This window comes from Hydrogenophaga aromaticivorans, from assembly GCF_013387465.1.
Classification (GTDB): domain Bacteria; phylum Pseudomonadota; class Gammaproteobacteria; order Burkholderiales; family Burkholderiaceae_C; genus Hydrogenophaga; species Hydrogenophaga aromaticivorans.
The window spans coordinates 237,683-255,358 of the sequence record NZ_VYGV01000016.1 but is presented as its reverse complement, the minus strand read 5'-3'; the positions used below and the strand labels follow the sequence as shown (position 1 = coordinate 255,358).

General features: G+C 62.5%; 19 protein-coding genes and 1 tRNA gene. 6 read left to right on the top strand and 14 right to left on the bottom strand.

The features are described 5' to 3' along the window. Positions 1-43: 43 nt before the first annotated feature. The 5 genes from F3K02_RS18280 to hydA are packed head-to-tail and all read right to left on the bottom strand — an operon-like array spanning position 44 to position 5,082. A complete protein-coding gene (locus F3K02_RS18280) occupies positions 44-1,324 on the bottom strand; it encodes a TRAP transporter large permease (RefSeq protein WP_177137051.1) in 1,281 nt (426 codons plus the stop codon). Continuing rightward, positions 1,321-1,848, bottom strand: coding sequence for a TRAP transporter small permease subunit (locus F3K02_RS18275; RefSeq protein ID WP_177137050.1), 528 nt, complete (start codon positions 1,846-1,848; stop codon positions 1,321-1,323). Before F3K02_RS18275 ends, F3K02_RS18280 begins: the two co-directional genes overlap by 4 nt. Positions 1,849-1,874: 26 nt before the next feature. Next, positions 1,875-2,879, bottom strand: a complete 1,005-nt coding sequence (locus tag F3K02_RS18270; RefSeq protein ID WP_177137049.1) for a TRAP transporter substrate-binding protein — start codon at positions 2,877-2,879, stop codon at positions 1,875-1,877. A gap of 25 nt (positions 2,880-2,904) precedes the next feature. Further along, positions 2,905-3,657, bottom strand: a complete 753-nt coding sequence (locus F3K02_RS18265; protein ID WP_177137048.1) for an aspartate/glutamate racemase family protein — start codon at positions 3,655-3,657, stop codon at positions 2,905-2,907. Between the two features lie 9 nt (positions 3,658-3,666). Continuing rightward, complete coding sequence (gene hydA / locus F3K02_RS18260; RefSeq protein ID WP_177137047.1) at positions 3,667-5,082, bottom strand: dihydropyrimidinase; 1,416 nt, start codon at positions 5,080-5,082, stop codon at positions 3,667-3,669. Between the two features lie 297 nt (positions 5,083-5,379). Here hydA and F3K02_RS18255 point away from each other — a divergent pair, with 297 nt between their 5' ends. Beyond that, complete coding sequence (locus tag F3K02_RS18255) at positions 5,380-6,105, top strand: maleate cis-trans isomerase family protein (protein ID WP_177137046.1); 726 nt, start codon at positions 5,380-5,382, stop codon at positions 6,103-6,105. Positions 6,106-6,228: 123 nt separating this feature from the next. Continuing rightward, complete coding sequence (locus F3K02_RS18250) at positions 6,229-6,942, top strand: GntR family transcriptional regulator (protein ID WP_177137045.1); 714 nt, start codon at positions 6,229-6,231, stop codon at positions 6,940-6,942. 329 nt (positions 6,943-7,271) lie between these two features. On the opposite strand, the gene F3K02_RS18245 is transcribed toward F3K02_RS18250, so the two are convergent. After that, a complete protein-coding gene (locus tag F3K02_RS18245; RefSeq protein ID WP_177137044.1) occupies positions 7,272-8,432 on the bottom strand; it encodes an IS30 family transposase in 1,161 nt (386 codons plus the stop codon). A 312-nt stretch (positions 8,433-8,744) separates the two neighbouring features. Continuing rightward, positions 8,745-8,820 (bottom strand) — tRNA-Arg (locus tag F3K02_RS18240). Between the two features lie 239 nt (positions 8,821-9,059). Between F3K02_RS18240 and F3K02_RS18235 the strand changes: the two genes are divergently transcribed. Continuing rightward, entirely contained in the window at positions 9,060-9,602 is a 543-nt protein-coding gene (locus F3K02_RS18235) for a c-type cytochrome (protein WP_177137043.1), read from the top strand. Between the two features lie 77 nt (positions 9,603-9,679). On the opposite strand, the gene F3K02_RS18230 is transcribed toward F3K02_RS18235, so the two are convergent. The 3 genes from F3K02_RS18230 to F3K02_RS18220 all read right to left on the bottom strand — a co-directional run bounded on the left by F3K02_RS18230 (position 9,680) and on the right by F3K02_RS18220 (position 11,860). After that, complete coding sequence (locus F3K02_RS18230) at positions 9,680-10,258, bottom strand: DUF2946 family protein (RefSeq protein ID WP_177137042.1); 579 nt, start codon at positions 10,256-10,258, stop codon at positions 9,680-9,682. Positions 10,259-10,401: 143 nt separating this feature from the next. Then, a complete protein-coding gene (locus F3K02_RS18225; protein ID WP_177137041.1) occupies positions 10,402-11,409 on the bottom strand; it encodes a YheT family hydrolase in 1,008 nt (335 codons plus the stop codon). Positions 11,410-11,422: 13 nt separating this feature from the next. Next, on the bottom strand, positions 11,423-11,860 hold the full coding sequence (locus F3K02_RS18220) for a YybH family protein (RefSeq protein WP_177137040.1): 438 nt from the start codon (positions 11,858-11,860) through the stop codon (positions 11,423-11,425). 198 nt (positions 11,861-12,058) lie between these two features. Between F3K02_RS18220 and F3K02_RS18215 the strand changes: the two genes are divergently transcribed. Genes F3K02_RS18215 through F3K02_RS18205 form a run of 3 tightly spaced genes read left to right on the top strand, consistent with a single transcriptional unit; the run spans position 12,059 to position 14,096 of the window. After that, positions 12,059-12,667, top strand: coding sequence for a LemA family protein (locus F3K02_RS18215; RefSeq protein ID WP_177137039.1), 609 nt, complete (start codon positions 12,059-12,061; stop codon positions 12,665-12,667). After that, positions 12,664-13,563, top strand: coding sequence for a TPM domain-containing protein (locus tag F3K02_RS18210; protein WP_177137038.1), 900 nt, complete (start codon positions 12,664-12,666; stop codon positions 13,561-13,563). Before F3K02_RS18215 ends, F3K02_RS18210 begins: the two co-directional genes overlap by 4 nt. A gap of 5 nt (positions 13,564-13,568) precedes the next feature. Further along, on the top strand, positions 13,569-14,096 hold the full coding sequence (locus F3K02_RS18205) for a TPM domain-containing protein (RefSeq protein ID WP_177137037.1): 528 nt from the start codon (positions 13,569-13,571) through the stop codon (positions 14,094-14,096). 27 nt (positions 14,097-14,123) lie between these two features. Here the strand turns inward: F3K02_RS18205 and F3K02_RS18200 are convergent, their stop codons facing one another. The 4 genes from F3K02_RS18200 to atpG all read right to left on the bottom strand — a co-directional run bounded on the left by F3K02_RS18200 (position 14,124) and on the right by atpG (position 17,675). Next, positions 14,124-14,696, bottom strand: coding sequence for a cyclic nucleotide-binding domain-containing protein (locus F3K02_RS18200; RefSeq protein ID WP_177137036.1), 573 nt, complete (start codon positions 14,694-14,696; stop codon positions 14,124-14,126). Between the two features lie 121 nt (positions 14,697-14,817). Beyond that, a complete protein-coding gene (locus tag F3K02_RS18195) occupies positions 14,818-15,234 on the bottom strand; it encodes a F0F1 ATP synthase subunit epsilon (protein WP_177137035.1) in 417 nt (138 codons plus the stop codon). A gap of 123 nt (positions 15,235-15,357) precedes the next feature. Continuing rightward, complete coding sequence (atpD, locus tag F3K02_RS18190) at positions 15,358-16,764, bottom strand: F0F1 ATP synthase subunit beta (RefSeq protein WP_177137034.1); 1,407 nt, start codon at positions 16,762-16,764, stop codon at positions 15,358-15,360. 44 nt (positions 16,765-16,808) lie between these two features. Continuing rightward, on the bottom strand, positions 16,809-17,675 hold the full coding sequence (gene atpG, locus F3K02_RS18185; RefSeq protein ID WP_177137033.1) for a F0F1 ATP synthase subunit gamma: 867 nt from the start codon (positions 17,673-17,675) through the stop codon (positions 16,809-16,811). Position 17,676: the final 1 nt, after the last annotated feature.

The window sequence follows — 17,676 nt, the reverse complement described above, 5'->3', positions numbered from 1 at the left end:
GTCTCCTGAGGTGGATGATGAGGCGAACGGAAACCAGGACAGATCAGTAACCCAACGCTCGCGGCAGGGTCGTGACGATGGCGGGGAAAAAGATACACAGGGCCAGAACGGCATACATCAGCGTGATGAAGGGCCATGCGCTTTTGACGAGCTCTCGCATGGGCACTTGGGTGACGCCACTGACGACGAAGAGCACGACGCCGACCGGGGGCGTGAGCATGCCGATGACGAGGTTGAGCACGAAGACAAAGCCGAAGTGCAGCGGGTCAATACCGTATTGAAGCGCGATCGGGTGCAGGAGCGGCACGAGCATGATGTAAGCCGCGTTCGACTCCAGGAACATGCCAACGATGAACAGGATCACCGCCACCAATCCCATGAAGACAAGTGGGTCGGTGGTCATCGCCCGCAGGAAAACCGACAACTGCTGTGGTAACAGGTCGACAGTCATCAGGTACGTGATGATCGACGCGAAAGCGATCAGCGCACCGACCACGGCGGATGTGATTCCGGCGCGGACGACGATGCCAGGCAAGTCACTCAGAGAAAGCTTGCGCGTGATCAGGAAGCCGATCGCCAACGAATAGACGACAGCGATCGCTGCACCTTCGGTGGCCGTGAAGGCGCCGCCAACGATGCCGCCGATCACGATCACCGGCATCAGCAGCACGACCAATGACCGGCGCAGTTCGACCAGCACGTTCTTGACGCTGAAGGGGTCTCCTGTGACAGCCCACCCACGTCGACCAGCAATCCACGAGCACAACAGCATGAAGCCGCCGCAGATGATGATGCCGGGCACGACGCCGGCCATGAACAAGCCGCCAACAGAGACCGACGAGCCGGCCATGAAGGCGTAGACGATCATCGCACCCGACGGCGGCAGGATCGGCCCAAGGTTGGCGGCTGCGGCCACAATTGCGGCTGCGAACGGCCGGTCATAGATCTTTGACAACGAAGGAACGAGGATGGCTGACAAGGCGCTGGCGTCGGAAACCGCCGCACCCGACACGGTGGCCAACCCGGCACCGGACAGCATCGTTACATGCGCCATGCCGCCTCGTACCCGGCCGACCACCGAATTGGCCAGAGAGATCAGTCGCTCGACGATGCCGGCCTTGATCATCAACTCACCGGCGAGCATGAAGAACGGAATTGACATCAGGGGAAAGGAATTCACCGCATGCATCATTCGCTGCGGCACCATCGAGAAGTCAACACCGGTGACCCACAGTGCGACCATCGCGGCGACACCCATCGCAAACGCAATCGGCAGGCCCAGGCAGGCCAGCAGCATGAAGCCGAGGACGATGGCGGCGCTCATTTGGCACCCCCGGCGAAAAACGTCGACGGCCCCTGGATCGCGATGCGGATCAAATGCAACGCTGACAGCATTGCACCGACGCCAACTGGCACGATGAACCAGCCAACGCTCCAGTCAAGCACGGACATGAACTCGTCCCACTGCTCGGTCGCCACACCCAGCGCAGCCCAAGCGATGACCAGCATCATCACGGCGCAGAGCCAAGCGCCGCCGCGCCTCAAGACCATCTGTACCTGCGATGGCATCTTGGCGACGACGATATCGATACCAATGTGCGCGCCTTGGCGCACACCGAGCGGTATGGCCAAGAAAATGCTCCACACGAAGGCCAGACGCGACACCTCGTCGGCCCAGTCGAAGGACCTGTTGAAGCCGTAGCGCAAGGCGACCTGCGCCGAGACCACGCCAACCATCACTGTGACAGCCAGCAAGAGCAATAACAGCACGAATCTATCGAGCGCATGCAGGGTGCGTCCCGGCCACGATTGGGTGTCATAAACGACGGGAAGGACAGGGTGGCTCACGTGGACCTCCGTGTGGTGTCTGACAGTTACTTTTTGGCAACTTCGGACAGGACCTGGTCGACCAGCGCTGCGCCAGCACGCTTCTTGACAACCTCGTCGATCACGGGCGCCGTCAGCTTGCGCATTTCCTCGCGCATGGCTGGCGAAATTTCGGTGTAGGTCATCGTCTTCTTCAGCTCGCCCAGAGCTTTGCTCTCTGTTTCGATGGCCAGCTTGCGTTGGTACGCGATCGTCGCCGTCATCGCTTCGCGCACCGCTTTCTGGTGTTCAGGCTTGAGCTGATCGAGAGCCTTCTTGCTGCCAATGACAGCGATGAAGTCGAAGAAATGGCCGGAATTGGATAGGTGCTTCTGCACCTCGCCGTAACGCGACGCCGAGATCACCGTGTAGGGATTTTCCTGCGCATCCACGACGTGTTGCTCGAGTGCCGAGTACAGCTCCTTGACGTCCATCGACACAGGATTGGAGCCAAGCGCACGGAACGACGACAAGTGCGTCTCGCTCGGCTGCAGGCGCAGCTTGAGCCCCTTCAGATCAGCGACGCTCGAGATCGGGCCACGGCTGTTGGTGATATGGCGCATGCCAAGTTCCATCCAGCCGAGCGACGTGAATCCCTTGTCCTGCAGCTTTTTCTCGATTACATCTCCAACGACGCCGTCAATGACGCGCAGCGCGACTTCGCGATTCGGGAACACGAAGGGCAATGCCACGGCTTCAAGTTCAGGGACGATGCGCGACATGTAGGCTGCGCCAACCCAGGTCAACGCCAACGTGCCGGAGCGCACTGCATCGACGTTTTCCTTCGCGCCGCCGAGCTGCATGGCGGGGAACACGTCAACCTGCAATTCGTTGTTCGTGCGCTTCGCAATCTCCGCTTTGAACACTTTTTCGACGGCGACGCTGCTCGGATGTTCGGTGGCGAAGTTGCCCGCGATCTGGAGCTTTTGCTGCGCTTGGGATGGCGCAGAAACAAGCAGGAGCGTAGCCAGCGTCAGTGGCTTCAGCAAACTGGTGAGTGATGAGTTTTTCATGGGATCTCCTGGTATGAATTGAGGTTCAGACATGGCGACGGCTGGCAAGCAGTCGTTCAAGGGCAGGGCTAAGTCCCTGATTGGCTTTGACGGGGGGAGGTGCGAAGCTGCCACGCACCGCCTTCCCAGGCTGCAGCGCGATCAGTGATTCGACATGGCGCACGGCGCTCGACACCCCGTCAACCACCGGCACCGGTAAGCGACCGCGCAAGCAGCGCGCCAGTCCGGCCAGGGGGGCACCGGCCAGGACGATCACATCAGCTCCGTCTTCGTCGACACACCGTTCGGCCAATGCGATCAGGCGTTCGCCCTGGTTTCCTTGCACGTTGCCGATGTCGGCCAAGGGCTCATCCAAGCCTCGAATACTGGCCAGCCGGCCATCGAGACCGATGTGCTGCACCGTCTCGCGGTACCAGGCGCGGATGCGTTGGGAGATGGCGACGATCGAAAAGCGTTGGCCGAGCAGGCTGGCGCTCGCCAATGCCGCCTCGGTCAGGCCAGTCACTGGACAAGGCAGCGCTTCGCGCAGGCCAGCCAGGCCAGGATCGCCGAAGGCCGCAACGATCACCGCGTCGAAGCGCTCGTGATGCTTCGCAGCGACCTCAGCCGCTGCATATGCCCCAATCAGCGCTTCGAAACGGGTTTCGATGTAGGCGACGCCAAACGGCGCTGTGATGACCTCGATTTGGGTGCCCTGTGCCGCACTGCGCTCGGCCTCGGCACGGATCAGATCGGACACGCTGTCCGAGGTGTTGGGGTTGATCAGGAGGATGTTCATCGTACGACCTCAACGGCTTTGAGGCCGCAGACTGGGTGTGCCACAGCTAAGGAAGCGGCCCCGGCCAGCGCGTGGATGGAAATTGCTTCCGTCCCAGACAACTTCGCCGCCAGCCAACGTCAGCCCGGGCCAGGCCTTCAGCTTCATGCCCTCGTATGGGGTGTAGTCGACTGCGTGGTGCAACCGCGCATTTGTCAACTCGAATTCACCCTCGTCCCACATCACCAAGTCGGCGTCAGAGCCGGGAGCGATAGTGCCCTTGCGGGGGTGCAGGCCATAGGCCTTGGCCGGGTTGGTGGATGTCAGCTCGACAAACTTCGACAAGGTGATGCGACCTTTGAGCACACCTTCTGAATACAGCAACGGCAGGCGAGTCTCGAGCCCCGGAATACCGTTTGGTATATGCCTGAAGGGCACCTCTTGACCGCCCGGCTTCTTGCCCTCGGGGTCGTCGAAACGAAACGGCGCATGGTCGGATGAGAAAATCGTGAACAGTCCATCGTTCAGACCATTCCAGATCACTTCCTGGTTGCCCTTGTCGCGCGGTGGCGGGCTGCATACGCAACGAGCACCCTTGTAGCTGTCGTCGATGCCCAGGTCTTCAGCGGTCAGGAAAAGGTACTGCGGACAGGTTTCGGCATGCACCTGCAGGCCATGCGCGCGTGCCCAGCGGATCTGCTCGACCGCTTCACGCCCAGAAACATGCACGACCAGAATCGGCACATCAACCAGTTCTGACAGTGCGATGGCGCGGTGCGTGGCTTCGCGCTCGACCAGCATCGGCCGCGAATGTGCATGGAACCTGGGCGCGATGCGCCCGGCAGCTTCAAGGCGCTTGCTGAGCCATTCGATGCAGTCAGCGTTCTCAGCGTGGATCATTGCCATCGCACCCTCCTCGCGCGCCACCGACAGCACGTCCAGGATCTGGCCATCATCAAGTTTCAAGTCGTCATAGGTCATGTAGACCTTGAACGAGGTGTAGCCGGCGCGTATCAGCGACGGTAGGTCGTCGTTCAGTACAGTCGGCGTCGGATCGCTGACGATCATGTGAAAGGCGTAGTCGATATGTGCCTTGCCCTCGGCGCGGCGATGGTAGTCATCGACGGCGGCACGCAATGACTGGCCTTTTTCCTGCGCGGCAAACGGAATCACCGTTGTGGTGCCGCCGCAGGCGGCCGAACGGGTGCCGCTTTCGAAGTCATCGGCCATGCGAAGCGGCGGCGGCATTGACTGATCAAGATGGCAATGCGCGTCTACGCCGCCCGGCGTGACGACACGGCCAGCGGCGTCGATCTCCTGCCGCCCCTTGGCCAGAGCAGCGCCGAGCGCCTCGATCCGGCCGTCACGGATGCCAATGTCGGCTTCGAAACAATCACTGGCCGTTGCAACACGTGCTTGGCGGATCACGAGATCAAATTCGCTCATGACACGACTCCGTCACGGATCAACGGGCTGGTCCAACTGCGCGTTCTAAAAAACAGGGGTGTCGACAACATGATCCTGGGCTTCCTCAGTGGCTATCAACACCTGCACTTCTGAAGTAGCCAGAAGTCAACAGCAAGCGCGATAAATGTCGTATTCAATGTCGACAGTGTTGCTCACATTTATAATGTCGAACATAGTGTTTACACCTATGTTGACAATAAATTCCGGTGCACCCATGATGGTCCTGAGCACCATCGTTGTGCCGAAACCCTTCAACCCGTCTGCAGGAGTCCCTTCATGTCCCGCCCCATTCGTATCGGTGTGTTGACACCTTCATCCAATACCGCGCTGGAGCCTTTGACCAGCGCCCTTGCAGCCGCAGTCCCCAACTGCAGCGCGCACTTCTCGCGCTTCAAGGTGACTGAGATAGCCTTGTCCGACCGCGCGCTCGGCCAGTTCGACGACAGCAAAATCCTGGCTGCAGCTGAATTGCTGGCCGATGCCAAGGTCGACGTCATTGCCTGGAGCGGCACTTCATCCGGCTGGCTCGGGTTCGATGCCGATCAGCGCCTAGTCGAGCGAATTCGAGAACGCACCGGCATTACAGCAACCACTGCAGTACTGGCTTTGAACGAGCTGATGGCGTTGCGCAACATTCGGAGGCTGGCGCTGGTGAGCCCCTACACCGCCGATGTACAGCAGCGCATCATTGACAACTACGCCGCGCGCGGCATTGAGGTCGTTGCCGAGCGACATTTGGACATCCGGGTCAACCACGATTTCGCACTTGTCGAGCCGGAGCGCTTACGGGCCCTCATGGGCGAGGTGGCCGCCAGTCAGCCCCAGGCGATCACGACTTTTTGCACCAATCTGCATAGCGCCCAGCTTGCTGACGGGATTGAGGCGGAATTTGACATTCCGCTGCTCGACACGGTCAGCACGACCGTCTGGGGAGCTCTGCGCGCGATAGGGGTCGACCCAAGCAACGTGCGGGGCTGGGGTCAACTCTTCACTTGGCAATGATCTGGCAACGACACACCACAGACAATGAAAGGCAAGTGCCACTGCCTACAATCAATCCCACAAGACCAACATTTGATTGGTCTTGTTTCGACAAACCAACTAGCCTCATTGATCGCAAGCACTATGTCGACCTCCCGCGCGCAAAAATCCCCGGTGGCCGCCCGTCTTGAGCGCGAGAACGCGCAGGATGAGGTCTACGAGCGGATTTACACAGCCATTGTCGAACACCGCCTGCACCCCGGTACCAAGTTGGTTGAGGAGCGGCTGGCGGAAATTTTCGGCACAAGCCGGGCGCGAATTCGAGAAGTTTTGGCGCGCATGGCGCATGAACAAATCGTCGAACTCATCCCGCAACGCGGTGCCTATGTGGCTAGGCCGACTATCGAACAGGCTATGCACGTCTTTGAGGCGCGCCGGCTCATCGAGCCGGCTGTACTGCGGCGCCTGATCGAGAATCTATCGCCTGAGCGGGTGGCGCGCTTGCGACATCATTGTGAATTGGAGCAGGATGCTCGTCGGCGCGACGACAAGCGATCTGTCGTTCGCCTCTCAGGCGAGTTTCATATCCTGATCGCGGAACAGGCAGGGAACACTGCGTTGGCGCGACAGATGCGAGAACTGGCGACACTGACCTGCCTGATCATCGTGCTCTACGACGCACCGACATCCAGCACCTGCTTGGCTGACGAGCATTCCGAGATCATTGACGCCATCGCGCGCCGAGACGTTGCACTCGCTGAATCGTTGATGCTCGAACATCTGCAGCACATTGAGCGCAGTCTGAAGCTCGAACCGGCATCGGAAGAGGTCGACCTCGAAGCTATCTTTCAGTCCTGACCAGGCCCAGGCTGTATGTGTCCGCAACGCTGAAATGCTCGCGCAGGAGGCGGCTTCCTTCACACTGCATCAAGCTCATGCGCATGGTCGCCACCTTGAGGTGTGGCTTTCCCCCAGTCTCCCTCAGTTTCTCGGACATGCCCCGCCAGTCCGGGTCATGTTGAAGCGGTCGATGGCGCGGCGCCAGCCGGGTCGCGGAAGCTCTATGACCGCAGTACCTCATACAGCCGTCATTCGGGCACGCGCCTATCGCCATCCCGAAAAGCCGCTTCTTGCCAGCAAGCCTGAGTACGCCTGGCAGCACCCACCGTCAGCACGCGCTGGCGGATTCAACCGGTCGATGCAACAGATTCGCTGAACATCTCAGCGGGCGTATGGAAGCCGAGCGTCTTGCGCGGCCTCTCATTCAATTGTCTCGCGATCGCGTTGAGCTGAAGCTGCGAGAAACCCGAGATATCCATGCCCTTGGGCATGTACTGCCTGAGCAGCCCATTCGTGTTCTCGTTGCTTCCGCGTTGCCACGGACTTTGCGGATCGCAGAAGTAGACCTGGATGTCAGTGGCCATCGTGAACTGCTTGTGCGCGGCCATCTCCTTGCCTCGATCCCAAGTCAGTGACTTGTAGAGTTCCTGCGGAAGCTTGCGAGCGTTCTTGATGAGCGCGTTGATGACCGTCTGCGAGTCTTTACCGTCCAGCTTCACCAGCATCACGTACCGCGTTTGACGCTCAACCAATGTCGCGATCTGGCTATTGCCACTGCCAAAGACCAAGTCCCCTTCCCAATGACCAGGCACCGCTCGGTCTTCGACGCAGGAGGGGCGCTCGCTGATCGAAACCGCATCGACGATCTGTCCGTGAATGGCCGTCTTCTGCGTGTAGTGACGAGAGCGACGCATCCCGCGGGTACGCCTCAGGTGCGCCAACAGCTCCTTCTTCAAGGCGCCACGCGCTTGAATGAACAGACTGCGGTAGATGGTCTCGTGTGACACGTGAAGGCTCTCGTCGCACGGATAAGTATGCTTTAGCCAGCCCGCGATTTGTTCAGGCGACCACAACACTCTCAGCTTGTCGGCGACGATGCGTGCCAGGCTGCGGTTCTCCATGAGCTTGCAACGCTTGGGTCGAAGCGCTCGGCCCCAAGCATCGCTGTCGGCCTGCGCAGCTCGATAACTCTCTTGGCCACCATTACGCTTCAACTCACGACTGACTGTCGACGGCGCCCGGCCAAGGCGTGCAGCGATCGACCGAATCGATTCGCCTGCAACGACGGCCCGCGATATTTCTTCTCTCTCGACCAAGCTCAACGCCGTCGCGGACCGACATCGCTGCGGTGGCCTAATGCCACCAGTTTTCACCAAGATGTTTTGGATCGAGGTGTGAGGCCGGTCAAACAGTTGGCCTATCTGGTGAAGCGTCCACCCTTCTCTCCAGCGCTCCCACATCAAAGCCTTCTGGCTGTCGGTGTAGTAGTTTCGTGTCCGGTACTTCATCTGCAACACTCCATCTGCTCACGCAGTTCTCAGTGTGTTGCATCGACCGGTTGAATCCGCCCTGCAAAGTTGCCTGTCAGTCAGGTCAACATCCTGGGCCATGAGCCTATCGTCAATAGTCAGCCCAGATATGCTGCCAGATCAAAGTCATGGGCTACGCATGGGCCACAGACGGGCCATGGTGATGTAGAGCTTCTTGCCGTGACCACAAGTCCATTTGCCCTGTGGCCCAGTACCACCACGGCTTTTGCGTCATCGGGACAACTTTGACAGTCACGTGGGCCACAAGAAACCCACGTATGTCATTGATTTTGGTGCGGCTGGCGGGGATCGAACCCACGACCCTCGGCTTCGGAGGCCGATACTCTATCCACTGAGCTACAGCCGCATGCTGTAAGGAGACCAATCGTCGAATTGTTGCATGCCGGGCCCGTGACCATAGGCTTCGGAGGCCAATACTCTATCCACTGAGCTACAGCCGCAACAGCGACCGATTCTATCAGGCGGGCTCAGCTGCAAGTCTGCGGCAAGAGGGGTTTGGCTATAATCGCGGGCTGTCCGGCGCTTGGCCGGGCACGGCCTGCCCCACCCATCCTGGCTCCCCGTTCCGCCATTCTTGAGGACACCATGAGCGACCACGCGCACGATTCCCACACCGGCCCGATCAAAACCCCTGCCCAGTTGCTCTGGACGTCGTTTTTCTCGTTTGTCGCCCCGATCTTCATCATCATCGGCCTGGTGTACTACGTCACCTCCGGCGACAAGCCGGCCGCCGGCGCGGTGGACCCCGAACTCGCGACCGCTCAGCGCATCCAGCGCGTGGGCACCGTGGTGCTGGGTGATGCCGCAACGATCGCAGCCGCCATGGCGGCTTCGGGCGCAGCCCCGGCCCCAGCCGCTGACGGTGCGGCCGCTGGTGCACCCACCGCCGCACTCAGCGGCGAAGCGCTTTACAACAAGGCTTGCGTGGCCTGCCATGCGGCCGGTGTGGCCGGTGCGCCCAAGTTCGGCGACAAGGCCGCCTGGGGCCCGCGTATCGGCCTTGGCCTGGAAGCGCTGACCGCCAGCGCGATCAAGGGTAAAAACGCCATGCCTCCCAAGGGCGGCTCCACGGCGTCGGACGCCGAGATCCAGTCGGCCGTCGAGTTCATCCTCGCTGCGGTCAAGTAAGCCTCGAAGGCCTCTGTGCCTTTCACGAAAAAGCCGGTCGCTGACCGGCTTTTTTTACGTGTGTTGTCGACCGCGCGTCAGGTCTTGCCGACCGGTTGGGCCTCTCTGACCTGCAAGTGCTGCGGGCTGCGCACAAAACCCCGATCGATCGGCAGCGCAGACCATTGCACCGGCTCGGGCACCCAGCGCCCAGACTCCACCGCATCGGCCGCCAGCGCCATGTCGCTGGTGTGCACCAGTCCCAGGCCCATCGCGGTCACGAGATAGAGGCGGCCCTGCTCGTCCAGCAGGCTCTGCCGCACCTCGCCGGCATCGGGTCCGGTGTGGGACCGCACCCGGCCATCGGGCTGCACGCGCCAGATGAAGGGCGTGTTTTCCAGCTCGACGTACACCCGCTGCGGTCCGTTCTGAAAGAACCATTGACCTTGTTCATCCGCGGCGTAGTTGCGATGGATGAATTCGATCAGCTTCTCGTGTTTGAGCAGGGAACCCTTGCTGGCGACGCGATCGTCGCCCTCGGCCCGCGCAAACGGGCCAGCCGCCTGGCAGCGGTCGTCGCGCATGTACCAGTTGCCGCGCGCGTCGAGCCCCAGCCAGCCGTAACAGTGCGGCACGTTGGGCCATTTGGCGAGGGCGGCTTTGACGATGTCATCCATACCGTGGATTACAACCCGTTTCAGGCACGCGAGACACAAGTCAATGTCAGCAGAGGGGAAGTGATTCCAAGGGCTGCGCGGAACCGGCTTCGCCGGGCCGCCTGTGCCGGCCCCTGGACGGGGTCGCGCGCGGCGGGGGTGGATCAAATGTTCGCCAACAGCCAGCGCCCAACCGCGTCGGGCATGGCGCGCACATGGCTGCGCAACGGCGGGCGCAAGGCCGGGAAACCCACATGTCCGCCCTGCGCCGTTTGCCACAGGGTCACGCAGGGCCCGGCGTCGCGCAGCGTCGGCAACGAAGCAGCGGGCACAAAAGGGTCATTGCGCGCATTGAGCGCCAGCGCCGGCACGCGGATCTGCGCCAGCACGGGCTTGGCCGACGCACGCGCCCAGTAGTCCTCGGTGTCTCGAAATCCGTGCAGGGGCGCGGTGAACAGGTTGTCGAAGCTGTAGAGGTCGCGCGCCGCCAGCAAGGCCTCGCGGTCGAACAGGCCCGGGTATTGCTCCAGCTTGCGCAGGGCCTTGGGGACCATGCTCGACAAAAACATGCGTGTGTAGACCAGCCGGTTGAAACCGCGGCCGATGGCGTGCCCACCCGCGGCGAGGTCCAGCGGCGAGCACACGGCGGCCACCGCGCGCACCGTGTGGGCGGCGCCCTCGCCCATCTCGCCCGCCCAGCGCAGCAGCGCATTGCCCCCCAGTGAGACGCCCACCGCCAGCAAGGGACGGCCCGGGTGGTCCGCCGCGAGCCGCTTGAGTATCCAGTCGATCTCCTCGAAGTCGCCCGAGTGGTAGGCGCGGGGTGCGCGGTTGATCTCGCCCGAACAACCCCTGAAATGAGGCACGGCAAAGGCCAGTCCCTCCGACGCGGCAAAGTCGGCGAAAGCCACCGCGTACTGGCTGGCCGACGACCCTTCCAGTCCGTGGAACAACACCAGCAAGGGGGCGCCTGGTGGGGCGGTGTGCGTGCTCAGGTCCACATCGATGAAGTCGCCGTCGGGCGTGTCCCAGCGGGTGCGTTGCCAACGGGGCGCCGGCCCGAAATGGCGCTGGGCATACAGCGCCGCCCACAGCGTCTGCGCGTTGCCACCGGGCAGCCACCAGGGCGCGCGGTAGCCGTCCATCGCAGTGGGCAGCGGCTCGCGTTTCATGTCGGTTGAACGTTCAGTGCAGGACCGGCGGCGCGGTCGTGACCTCGGGCGGCTCGGTGCGTGAACCCGGACTGGCGTGGTGGGCCACCAGGCGCCAGCCTTGTGCAGTCTTGGCGTAGACATTGGTGGCCACGACCCAGGCGTGCTGCAGCCCGTCGTCGCTCAACACCTCCACGCGCTCGACCACGCTGTGCACGCTGCAGCTTCCCGCATCCAGGCGGCGCACCTTTTCCGGGTGGGCCTTGACACTGCCGTTGGCAAACATGGCTTCGAACGCGGCGCGCACCGCGGCATGCCCCACCATCCGTGGACCCCCGGGGTGCACGCAGACGATGTCGTCCTCGTCGGCCCAGCAGGCCATGAGGCGTTCGAGGTCGCCGTTTTGCAGGGCGTCGTAGAACGCGTGTTCGGTGTCGTCGGGGGAACCGGGGGGCAGTTTGGTTTTGCGCATGGCAGCCATTTTGCCGCTTGACCGGTGCGCCAGCGCTGCGGGCGCCGGTTTTCCCCCGCCCGACGTCCCCATGATCACCAGACGGTCCCGCGCTGGCGTTGCCGGCCAGGGCGCCTGCCACACGCCACAGGTATAGTTGCCCGACAACAGGCACCCGTACCGCCTGCCACCATTCTGGTCAACGCCCCCGGAGGACACATGCGCACCTTGTTCAAACCCCTGACCACCTGGGCCTTGGCCCTGTTCCTGGCGGCTGGTCTCACCGGCTGCGGCTACAACGATTTCCAGCGACTGGACGAACAGAGCAAGTCCGCCTGGTCCGAGGTGCTGAACCAGTACCAGCGCCGCGCCGACCTGATCCCGAACATCGTCGCCACCGTCAAGGGCGAGGCCAACTTCGAGCAGGAGACCCTGACCAAGGTGATCGAAGCGCGCTCCAAGGCCACCTCGATCCAGATGACGCCGGAGATGCTGAACGACCCGGCCGCGATGCAGAAATTCCAGGCCGCGCAGGGCGAGGTGAGCAGTGCCCTGAGCCGCCTGATGGTGGTGGTCGAGCAGTACCCCAACCTCAAGGCCAACCAGGCCTTCAGCGACCTGCGTGTGCAGCTCGAAGGCACCGAGAACCGCATCACGGTCGCCCGCAACCGCTACATCCAGGCGATCCAGGAATACAACGTGCTCGCACGCAGTTTCCCGACCAACCTCACCGCCATGGTCTTCAGCTACGCGCCCAAGGCGGGTTTCCAGGTCGAAAACGAAGCCGCCATTTCCAGCCCGCCCAAGGTGGACTTCAACAAGCAATGACCGTGCGCTGGCATCGCCCGCTGCTGGCGGCGGTCTTCTGGCTGCTGGGCGCGGTGGCCTGGGCCCAAGGCCTGCAGCCGCTGCCCGAGTTGCGAGCGCGGGTGATGGACCAGACCGGCACGCTGGATGCCGGTAGCCTCGCCACTCTCGAAGCCCGACTGGAGGCGTTCGAGAAGAGCCGCGGCTCGCAGGTCGTGGTGCTGATGGTGGCGACCACGGCTCCGGAAGACATTGCCGACTACACCCAGCGCCTGGGCGATGCCTGGAAGCTCGGGCGCAAGGACGTGGGCGACGGGGTCTTGTTCGTCATCGCCAAGAACGACCGCCGCCTGCGCATCGCGACCGCCAAGACACTGGAAGGCGCGATCCCCGATCTGATCGCGCGCCGCATCATCGATCAGGCGGTCACGCCCGCCTTCCGCCAAGGCGACTACGCGGGCGGCATCCAGGCCGGCGTGGACCAGATCCTGGCGCGCATCGCGGATGAGGAACTCCCGCTGCCACAGGCCGCGCCCACCTCGGTGAATGACTTCGAGTGGATGGACATGCTGATCTTCCTGGTGTTCGCTGTGCCGATCGCCTCGGGGGTCTTGCGCGGCATCTTTGGCAACAAGCTCGGCACCCTGTTGACCGGCGGCGCAGCGGGCGGACTGGCCTGGGTCATCACCTCGGTAGCCTGGATCGCCATCGGCGCCGGCCTGCTCGGGATGCTGGCGGCATTGTTCATCCAGTTTCTGCCCACGTCGGCCACTTCGGGGCGCAGCTCCCGGGGTGGACACCACGGCGGATGGGGCGGCGGCGGTTTCGGCGGTGGGGGTGGGTTCGGTGGCGGTGGCGGATTTGGCTCGGGCGGCGGGGGCGATTTTGGCGGTGGCGGTGCGTCCGGAGACTGGTGAGCAAGATGAACAAATGGCTGCGCATCCTCAAACACCGCTGGCTCGACGCCTCGGACACCCGCCGCGCGGTGCCCGACGACATGGCCGAGCGCCTGGCCCAGCGGGTGGGCGCCAGCGAAGCTCGACACACCGGTGAAGTGCGTTTGTGCGTTGAAGCGGCGCTGCCGTTGTCCTACCTGTGGCGCCTGCAGCCGGACCGGTCGATCAAGGCCCTGGTGCGCGAACGCGCGGTGAGCTGGTTTGGCCGCATGGGCGTCTGGGACACCGAACACAACAACGGCGTCTTGATCTACCTGCTGCTGGCCGAGCACGCGATCGAATTCGTCGCCGACCGGGCCCTCGCGCAACGGGTGGATCAGGCGCAGTGGCAGGCCATTGTGGACCGGCTCGGTGCCCGCCTGCACCGGGGTGAAGTTGAAGATGGCCTGACGCAGGCGCTGGAGGAGGTTTCGGCGCTGCTGGTGGAGCACTTCCCTGCCACGTCCGAGACCTGGCGCCCCAACCAGCTGAGCAACAGCGTCGTGCGCGCCTGACGCCGGCTGGTCCGTCGGTCGGCATACCTACCTGCGTTTCTGGGCCTCGAGTCCGGTGCGGTTGTTCATGACCACCTGCAACTCCTGCTGCAAGGCCTTGTTCATCTGTGCAAAGGTCTTGAGCTTGCGGGTGGTCTCACGCAAGCGGTCGGCCATGCGCTTGGATATCGCCAGCAGCAGGCGCGCACCGACCCGCGGCTCGTCCTTGAGCAGTCGCATGAGTGCAGTTCGGGAGAGGACCGCCGCGTAGATGTCGGTGGTGGCGGTGCAGGTGGCGGAGCGGGGCGCGCCATCCAGCACACCCATTTCGCCGATCAGATGTCCTGGACCCATGATGTTGACCACCATGCTCTCGTTGAGACCGGGCAGGGCATTCTCCACGGCGATATCGCCTTCGAGCACCAGCAACATGTAGTCGTTCTGACGGACTTCGCCTTCCTGGATGAACACCGTTCCGGACTTGATGCGCTTGGGTCGCATGTACACCACGACCTTCATGGCGTCCGCCAAAGTCAGGTCGTCCAGCGCAGATGCGGTGACCAGCAGGCGCGCCGCCACTTCCTCCGGTGCCAGGTCCGGGTTTTCAAAAATCGACGACATGGCAGCGGTGAGGGTTGAAGTGGTTCGACAAGATGCTTGTATTGTGCGGGCGCGCACCAACAATCGGCAAAAAAAAGACCGGCCAATGACCGGTCTCTCTGGAGCCAACGCGCAAGGCGTCTTACTTTTTCTGGCGGTACTTGCGCAGCGCTGCAATCTGCGCGGCCATGACCGCGAGTTCGGACGTGGCCTTGGCCAGGTCGATATCGCTCTTGGCGTTCTTGACGGCTTCTTCGGCCTGCTTGCGCGCATCGCTGGCCTTGGCTTCGTCCAGGTCCTTGCCGCGGATGGCGGTATCGGACAACACGGTGATGCAGTTGGGTTGCACTTCCAGAATGCCACCCGCCACAAACACGAACTCTTCGCCGCCATCGGCCTTCTCGATGCGCACGGCACCGGGCTTGATGCGGGTGATCAGCGGAATGTGGCCGGGCAGGATGCCCAGTTCACCCGCTTCGCCCGGCAGGGCCACGAACTTGGCCTCACCCGAGAAGATCGACTCTTCGGCGCTGACCACATCAACGTGGATGGTGCTCATAGATACTCCAGTTTAAAAGGTGAGTGGAAAGCAAGCAGCGGGGTGGCTGGCTAGGCGCCGCGCACTGCCGTACTAAAGGTACGGTGAGCACGGCAACAACGCCAGACGCCCCGAGGCGCCGCTTTACGCCACCTTTTTGGCCTTTTCGAAGGCTTCGTCGATAGAACCGACCATGTAGAAGGCCTGCTCGGGCAGGTGGTCGCATTCCCCGGCCGTGATCATCTTGAAGCCGCGGATGGTTTCCGACAGCGGCACGTACTTGCCTGGCGAGCCGGTGAACACTTCGGCCACGTGGAACGGCTGGCTCAGGAAACGCTGGATCTTGCGGGCGCGGGCCACGGCCAGCTTGTCTTCAGGCGCCAGTTCGTCCATGCCCAGAATGGCGATGATGTCGCGCAGTTCCTTGTAGCGCTGCAGCGTGTTCTGCACGGCGCGAGCGGTTTCGTAGTGGTCCTGGCCCACGACCAGCGGGTCGAGCTGGCGGCTGGTGGAGTCCAGCGGGTCCACCGCAGGGTAAATACCCAGCGAAGCGATGTCACGCGACAGCACCACGGTGGAATCCAGGTGGGCGAAGGTCGTGGCGGGCGACGGGTCGGTCAAGTCATCGGCTGGCACGTAAACGGCCTGGATGGAGGTGATCGAACCGACCTTGGTCGAGGTGATGCGCTCTTGCAGACGGCCCATTTCTTCGGCCAGTGTCGGCTGGTAGCCCACGGCGGAAGGCATGCGGCCCAGCAGGGCGGACACTTCGGTACCGGCCAGCGTGAAACGGTAGATGTTGTCCACGAAGAACAGCACGTCACGGCCTTCGTCACGGAAGGACTCGGCGATGGTCAGACCGGTCAGGGCCACGCGCAGACGGTTGCCCGGGGGTTCGTTCATCTGACCGTAGACCATGGCCACTTTGGAGTTGGGCAGGTTCTCCAGGTCCACCACCTTGGAGTCGGCCATCTCGTGGTAGAAGTCGTTGCCTTCGCGGGTACGTTCACCCACACCAGCGAACACCGACAGACCGCTGTGGGCCTTGGCGATGTTGTTGATGAGTTCCATCATGTTCACGGTCTTGCCCACACCGGCGCCACCGAACAGACCCACCTTGCCACCTTTGGCGAAGGGGCAGATCAGGTCGATCACCTTGATGCCGGTTTCCAGCAGCTCTTGCGAGGGACTGAGTTCGTCGTAGGCCGGTGCCTTGCGGTGGATGGAGGCGGTCAGGGTCTGGTCAACCGGGCCGCGCTCGTCGATGGGCGTGCCGAGCACGTCCATGATGCGGCCCAGAGTGGCCTTGCCCACCGGCACCATGATGGGTTCTGCGGTGTTGGTCACCAGCATGCCGCGGCGCAGGCCGTCGGACGAGCCCAGCGCAATCGTGCGCACCACGCCGTCACCCAGCTGTTGCTGGACTTCCAGCGTCAGGGCCGAGCCCTCCATTTTCAGGGCGTCATAAATGTGGGGCATCTGGTTGCGCGGAAATTCCACGTCAACCACGGCGCCGATACATTGGACGATCTTGCCTTGTACTTGAGACATGATGGATACCTTTTAAATTCTCTGGATTCTGTTGAACGGCTGCTTCAGACCGCTGCGGCGCCGGCGACGATTTCCGAAAGTTCTTTCGTGATCGCGGCCTGGCGGGTCTTGTTGTAGACCAGCTTGAGTTCGCCGATGACGCTGCCGGCGTTGTCGGTGGCGGCCTTCATGGCCACCATGCGTGCCGACTGCTCGGAGGCCATGTTTTCGGCCACGGCCTGGTAGACCTGGGCTTCCACATAGCGCAGCAGCAGCTCGTCAATCACCGCGGGTGCGTCGGGTTCGTAGATGTAATCCCAGTCGCGTCCGCCCGCGCCATCCTGCAAGGTGCCTGCGTTCAACGGCAGCAACTGCTCGGTCACGGCTTCCTGCTTCATCGTGTTGATGAACCGGGTGTAGCACAGGTAGACCGCGTTGATGCGGCCTTCGGTGTACGCATCGAGCAGCGACTTCACGGGGCCGATCAGCTTGTCCAGATGGGGCGTGTCGCCCAGTCCGGTTGCGCTGGACACCACCTTGGCGTTGATGCGGTTGAGGAAACCGAGACCCTTGTTGCCAATGGCCACGGCCTCGGCGCCGATGCCCTTGGCCTGCAGATCCTTGAGCTGGGTCGTCAGGGCCCGCAGCACGTTGGTGTTCATGCCGCCGCACAGGCCTTTGTCGGTCGTCACAACGACAAAACCGGCGGTTTTGGCATCGTTGACCTTCATGAAGGCGTGCGTGTACTCGGGGTTAGCGCGGCTCAGGTTGCCGGTGATCTGGCGCACCTTTTCCGCGTAAGGCCGGGCCGCACGCATGCGGTCCTGCGCCTTGCGCATTTTGGAGGCGGCGACCATCTCCATGGCTTTGGTGATCTTCTTGGTGTTCTCCACCGATTTGATCTTGCCGCGTATTTCCTTGCCTGCTGCCATT

Bases quoted from the DNA above. Each gene is read 5' to 3' on its own strand.
- F3K02_RS18280 (WP_177137051.1), bottom strand. From the start codon at position 1,324: ATGAGCGCCGCCATCGTCCTCGGCTTCATGCTGCTGGCCTGCCTGGGC.
- F3K02_RS18270 (WP_177137049.1), bottom strand. From the start codon at position 2,879: ATGAAAAACTCATCACTCACCAGTTTGCTGAAGCCACTGACGCTGGCT.
- F3K02_RS18265 (WP_177137048.1), bottom strand. From the start codon at position 3,657: ATGAACATCCTCCTGATCAACCCCAACACCTCGGACAGCGTGTCCGAT.
- hydA (WP_177137047.1), bottom strand. From the start codon at position 5,082: ATGAGCGAATTTGATCTCGTGATCCGCCAAGCACGTGTTGCAACGGCC.
- F3K02_RS18255 (WP_177137046.1), top strand. From the start codon at position 5,380: ATGTCCCGCCCCATTCGTATCGGTGTGTTGACACCTTCATCCAATACC.
- F3K02_RS18250 (WP_177137045.1), top strand. From the start codon at position 6,229: ATGTCGACCTCCCGCGCGCAAAAATCCCCGGTGGCCGCCCGTCTTGAG.
- F3K02_RS18245 (WP_177137044.1), bottom strand. From the start codon at position 8,432: ATGAAGTACCGGACACGAAACTACTACACCGACAGCCAGAAGGCTTTG.
- F3K02_RS18235 (WP_177137043.1), top strand. From the start codon at position 9,060: ATGAGCGACCACGCGCACGATTCCCACACCGGCCCGATCAAAACCCCT.
- F3K02_RS18230 (WP_177137042.1), bottom strand. From the start codon at position 10,258: ATGGATGACATCGTCAAAGCCGCCCTCGCCAAATGGCCCAACGTGCCG.
- F3K02_RS18225 (WP_177137041.1), bottom strand. From the start codon at position 11,409: ATGAAACGCGAGCCGCTGCCCACTGCGATGGACGGCTACCGCGCGCCC.
- F3K02_RS18220 (WP_177137040.1), bottom strand. From the start codon at position 11,860: ATGCGCAAAACCAAACTGCCCCCCGGTTCCCCCGACGACACCGAACAC.
- F3K02_RS18215 (WP_177137039.1), top strand. From the start codon at position 12,059: ATGCGCACCTTGTTCAAACCCCTGACCACCTGGGCCTTGGCCCTGTTC.
- F3K02_RS18210 (WP_177137038.1), top strand. From the start codon at position 12,664: ATGACCGTGCGCTGGCATCGCCCGCTGCTGGCGGCGGTCTTCTGGCTG.
- F3K02_RS18205 (WP_177137037.1), top strand. From the start codon at position 13,569: ATGAACAAATGGCTGCGCATCCTCAAACACCGCTGGCTCGACGCCTCG.
- F3K02_RS18200 (WP_177137036.1), bottom strand. From the start codon at position 14,696: ATGTCGTCGATTTTTGAAAACCCGGACCTGGCACCGGAGGAAGTGGCG.
- F3K02_RS18195 (WP_177137035.1), bottom strand. From the start codon at position 15,234: ATGAGCACCATCCACGTTGATGTGGTCAGCGCCGAAGAGTCGATCTTC.
- atpD (WP_177137034.1), bottom strand. From the start codon at position 16,764: ATGTCTCAAGTACAAGGCAAGATCGTCCAATGTATCGGCGCCGTGGTT.
- atpG (WP_177137033.1), bottom strand. From the start codon at position 17,675: ATGGCAGCAGGCAAGGAAATACGCGGCAAGATCAAATCGGTGGAGAAC.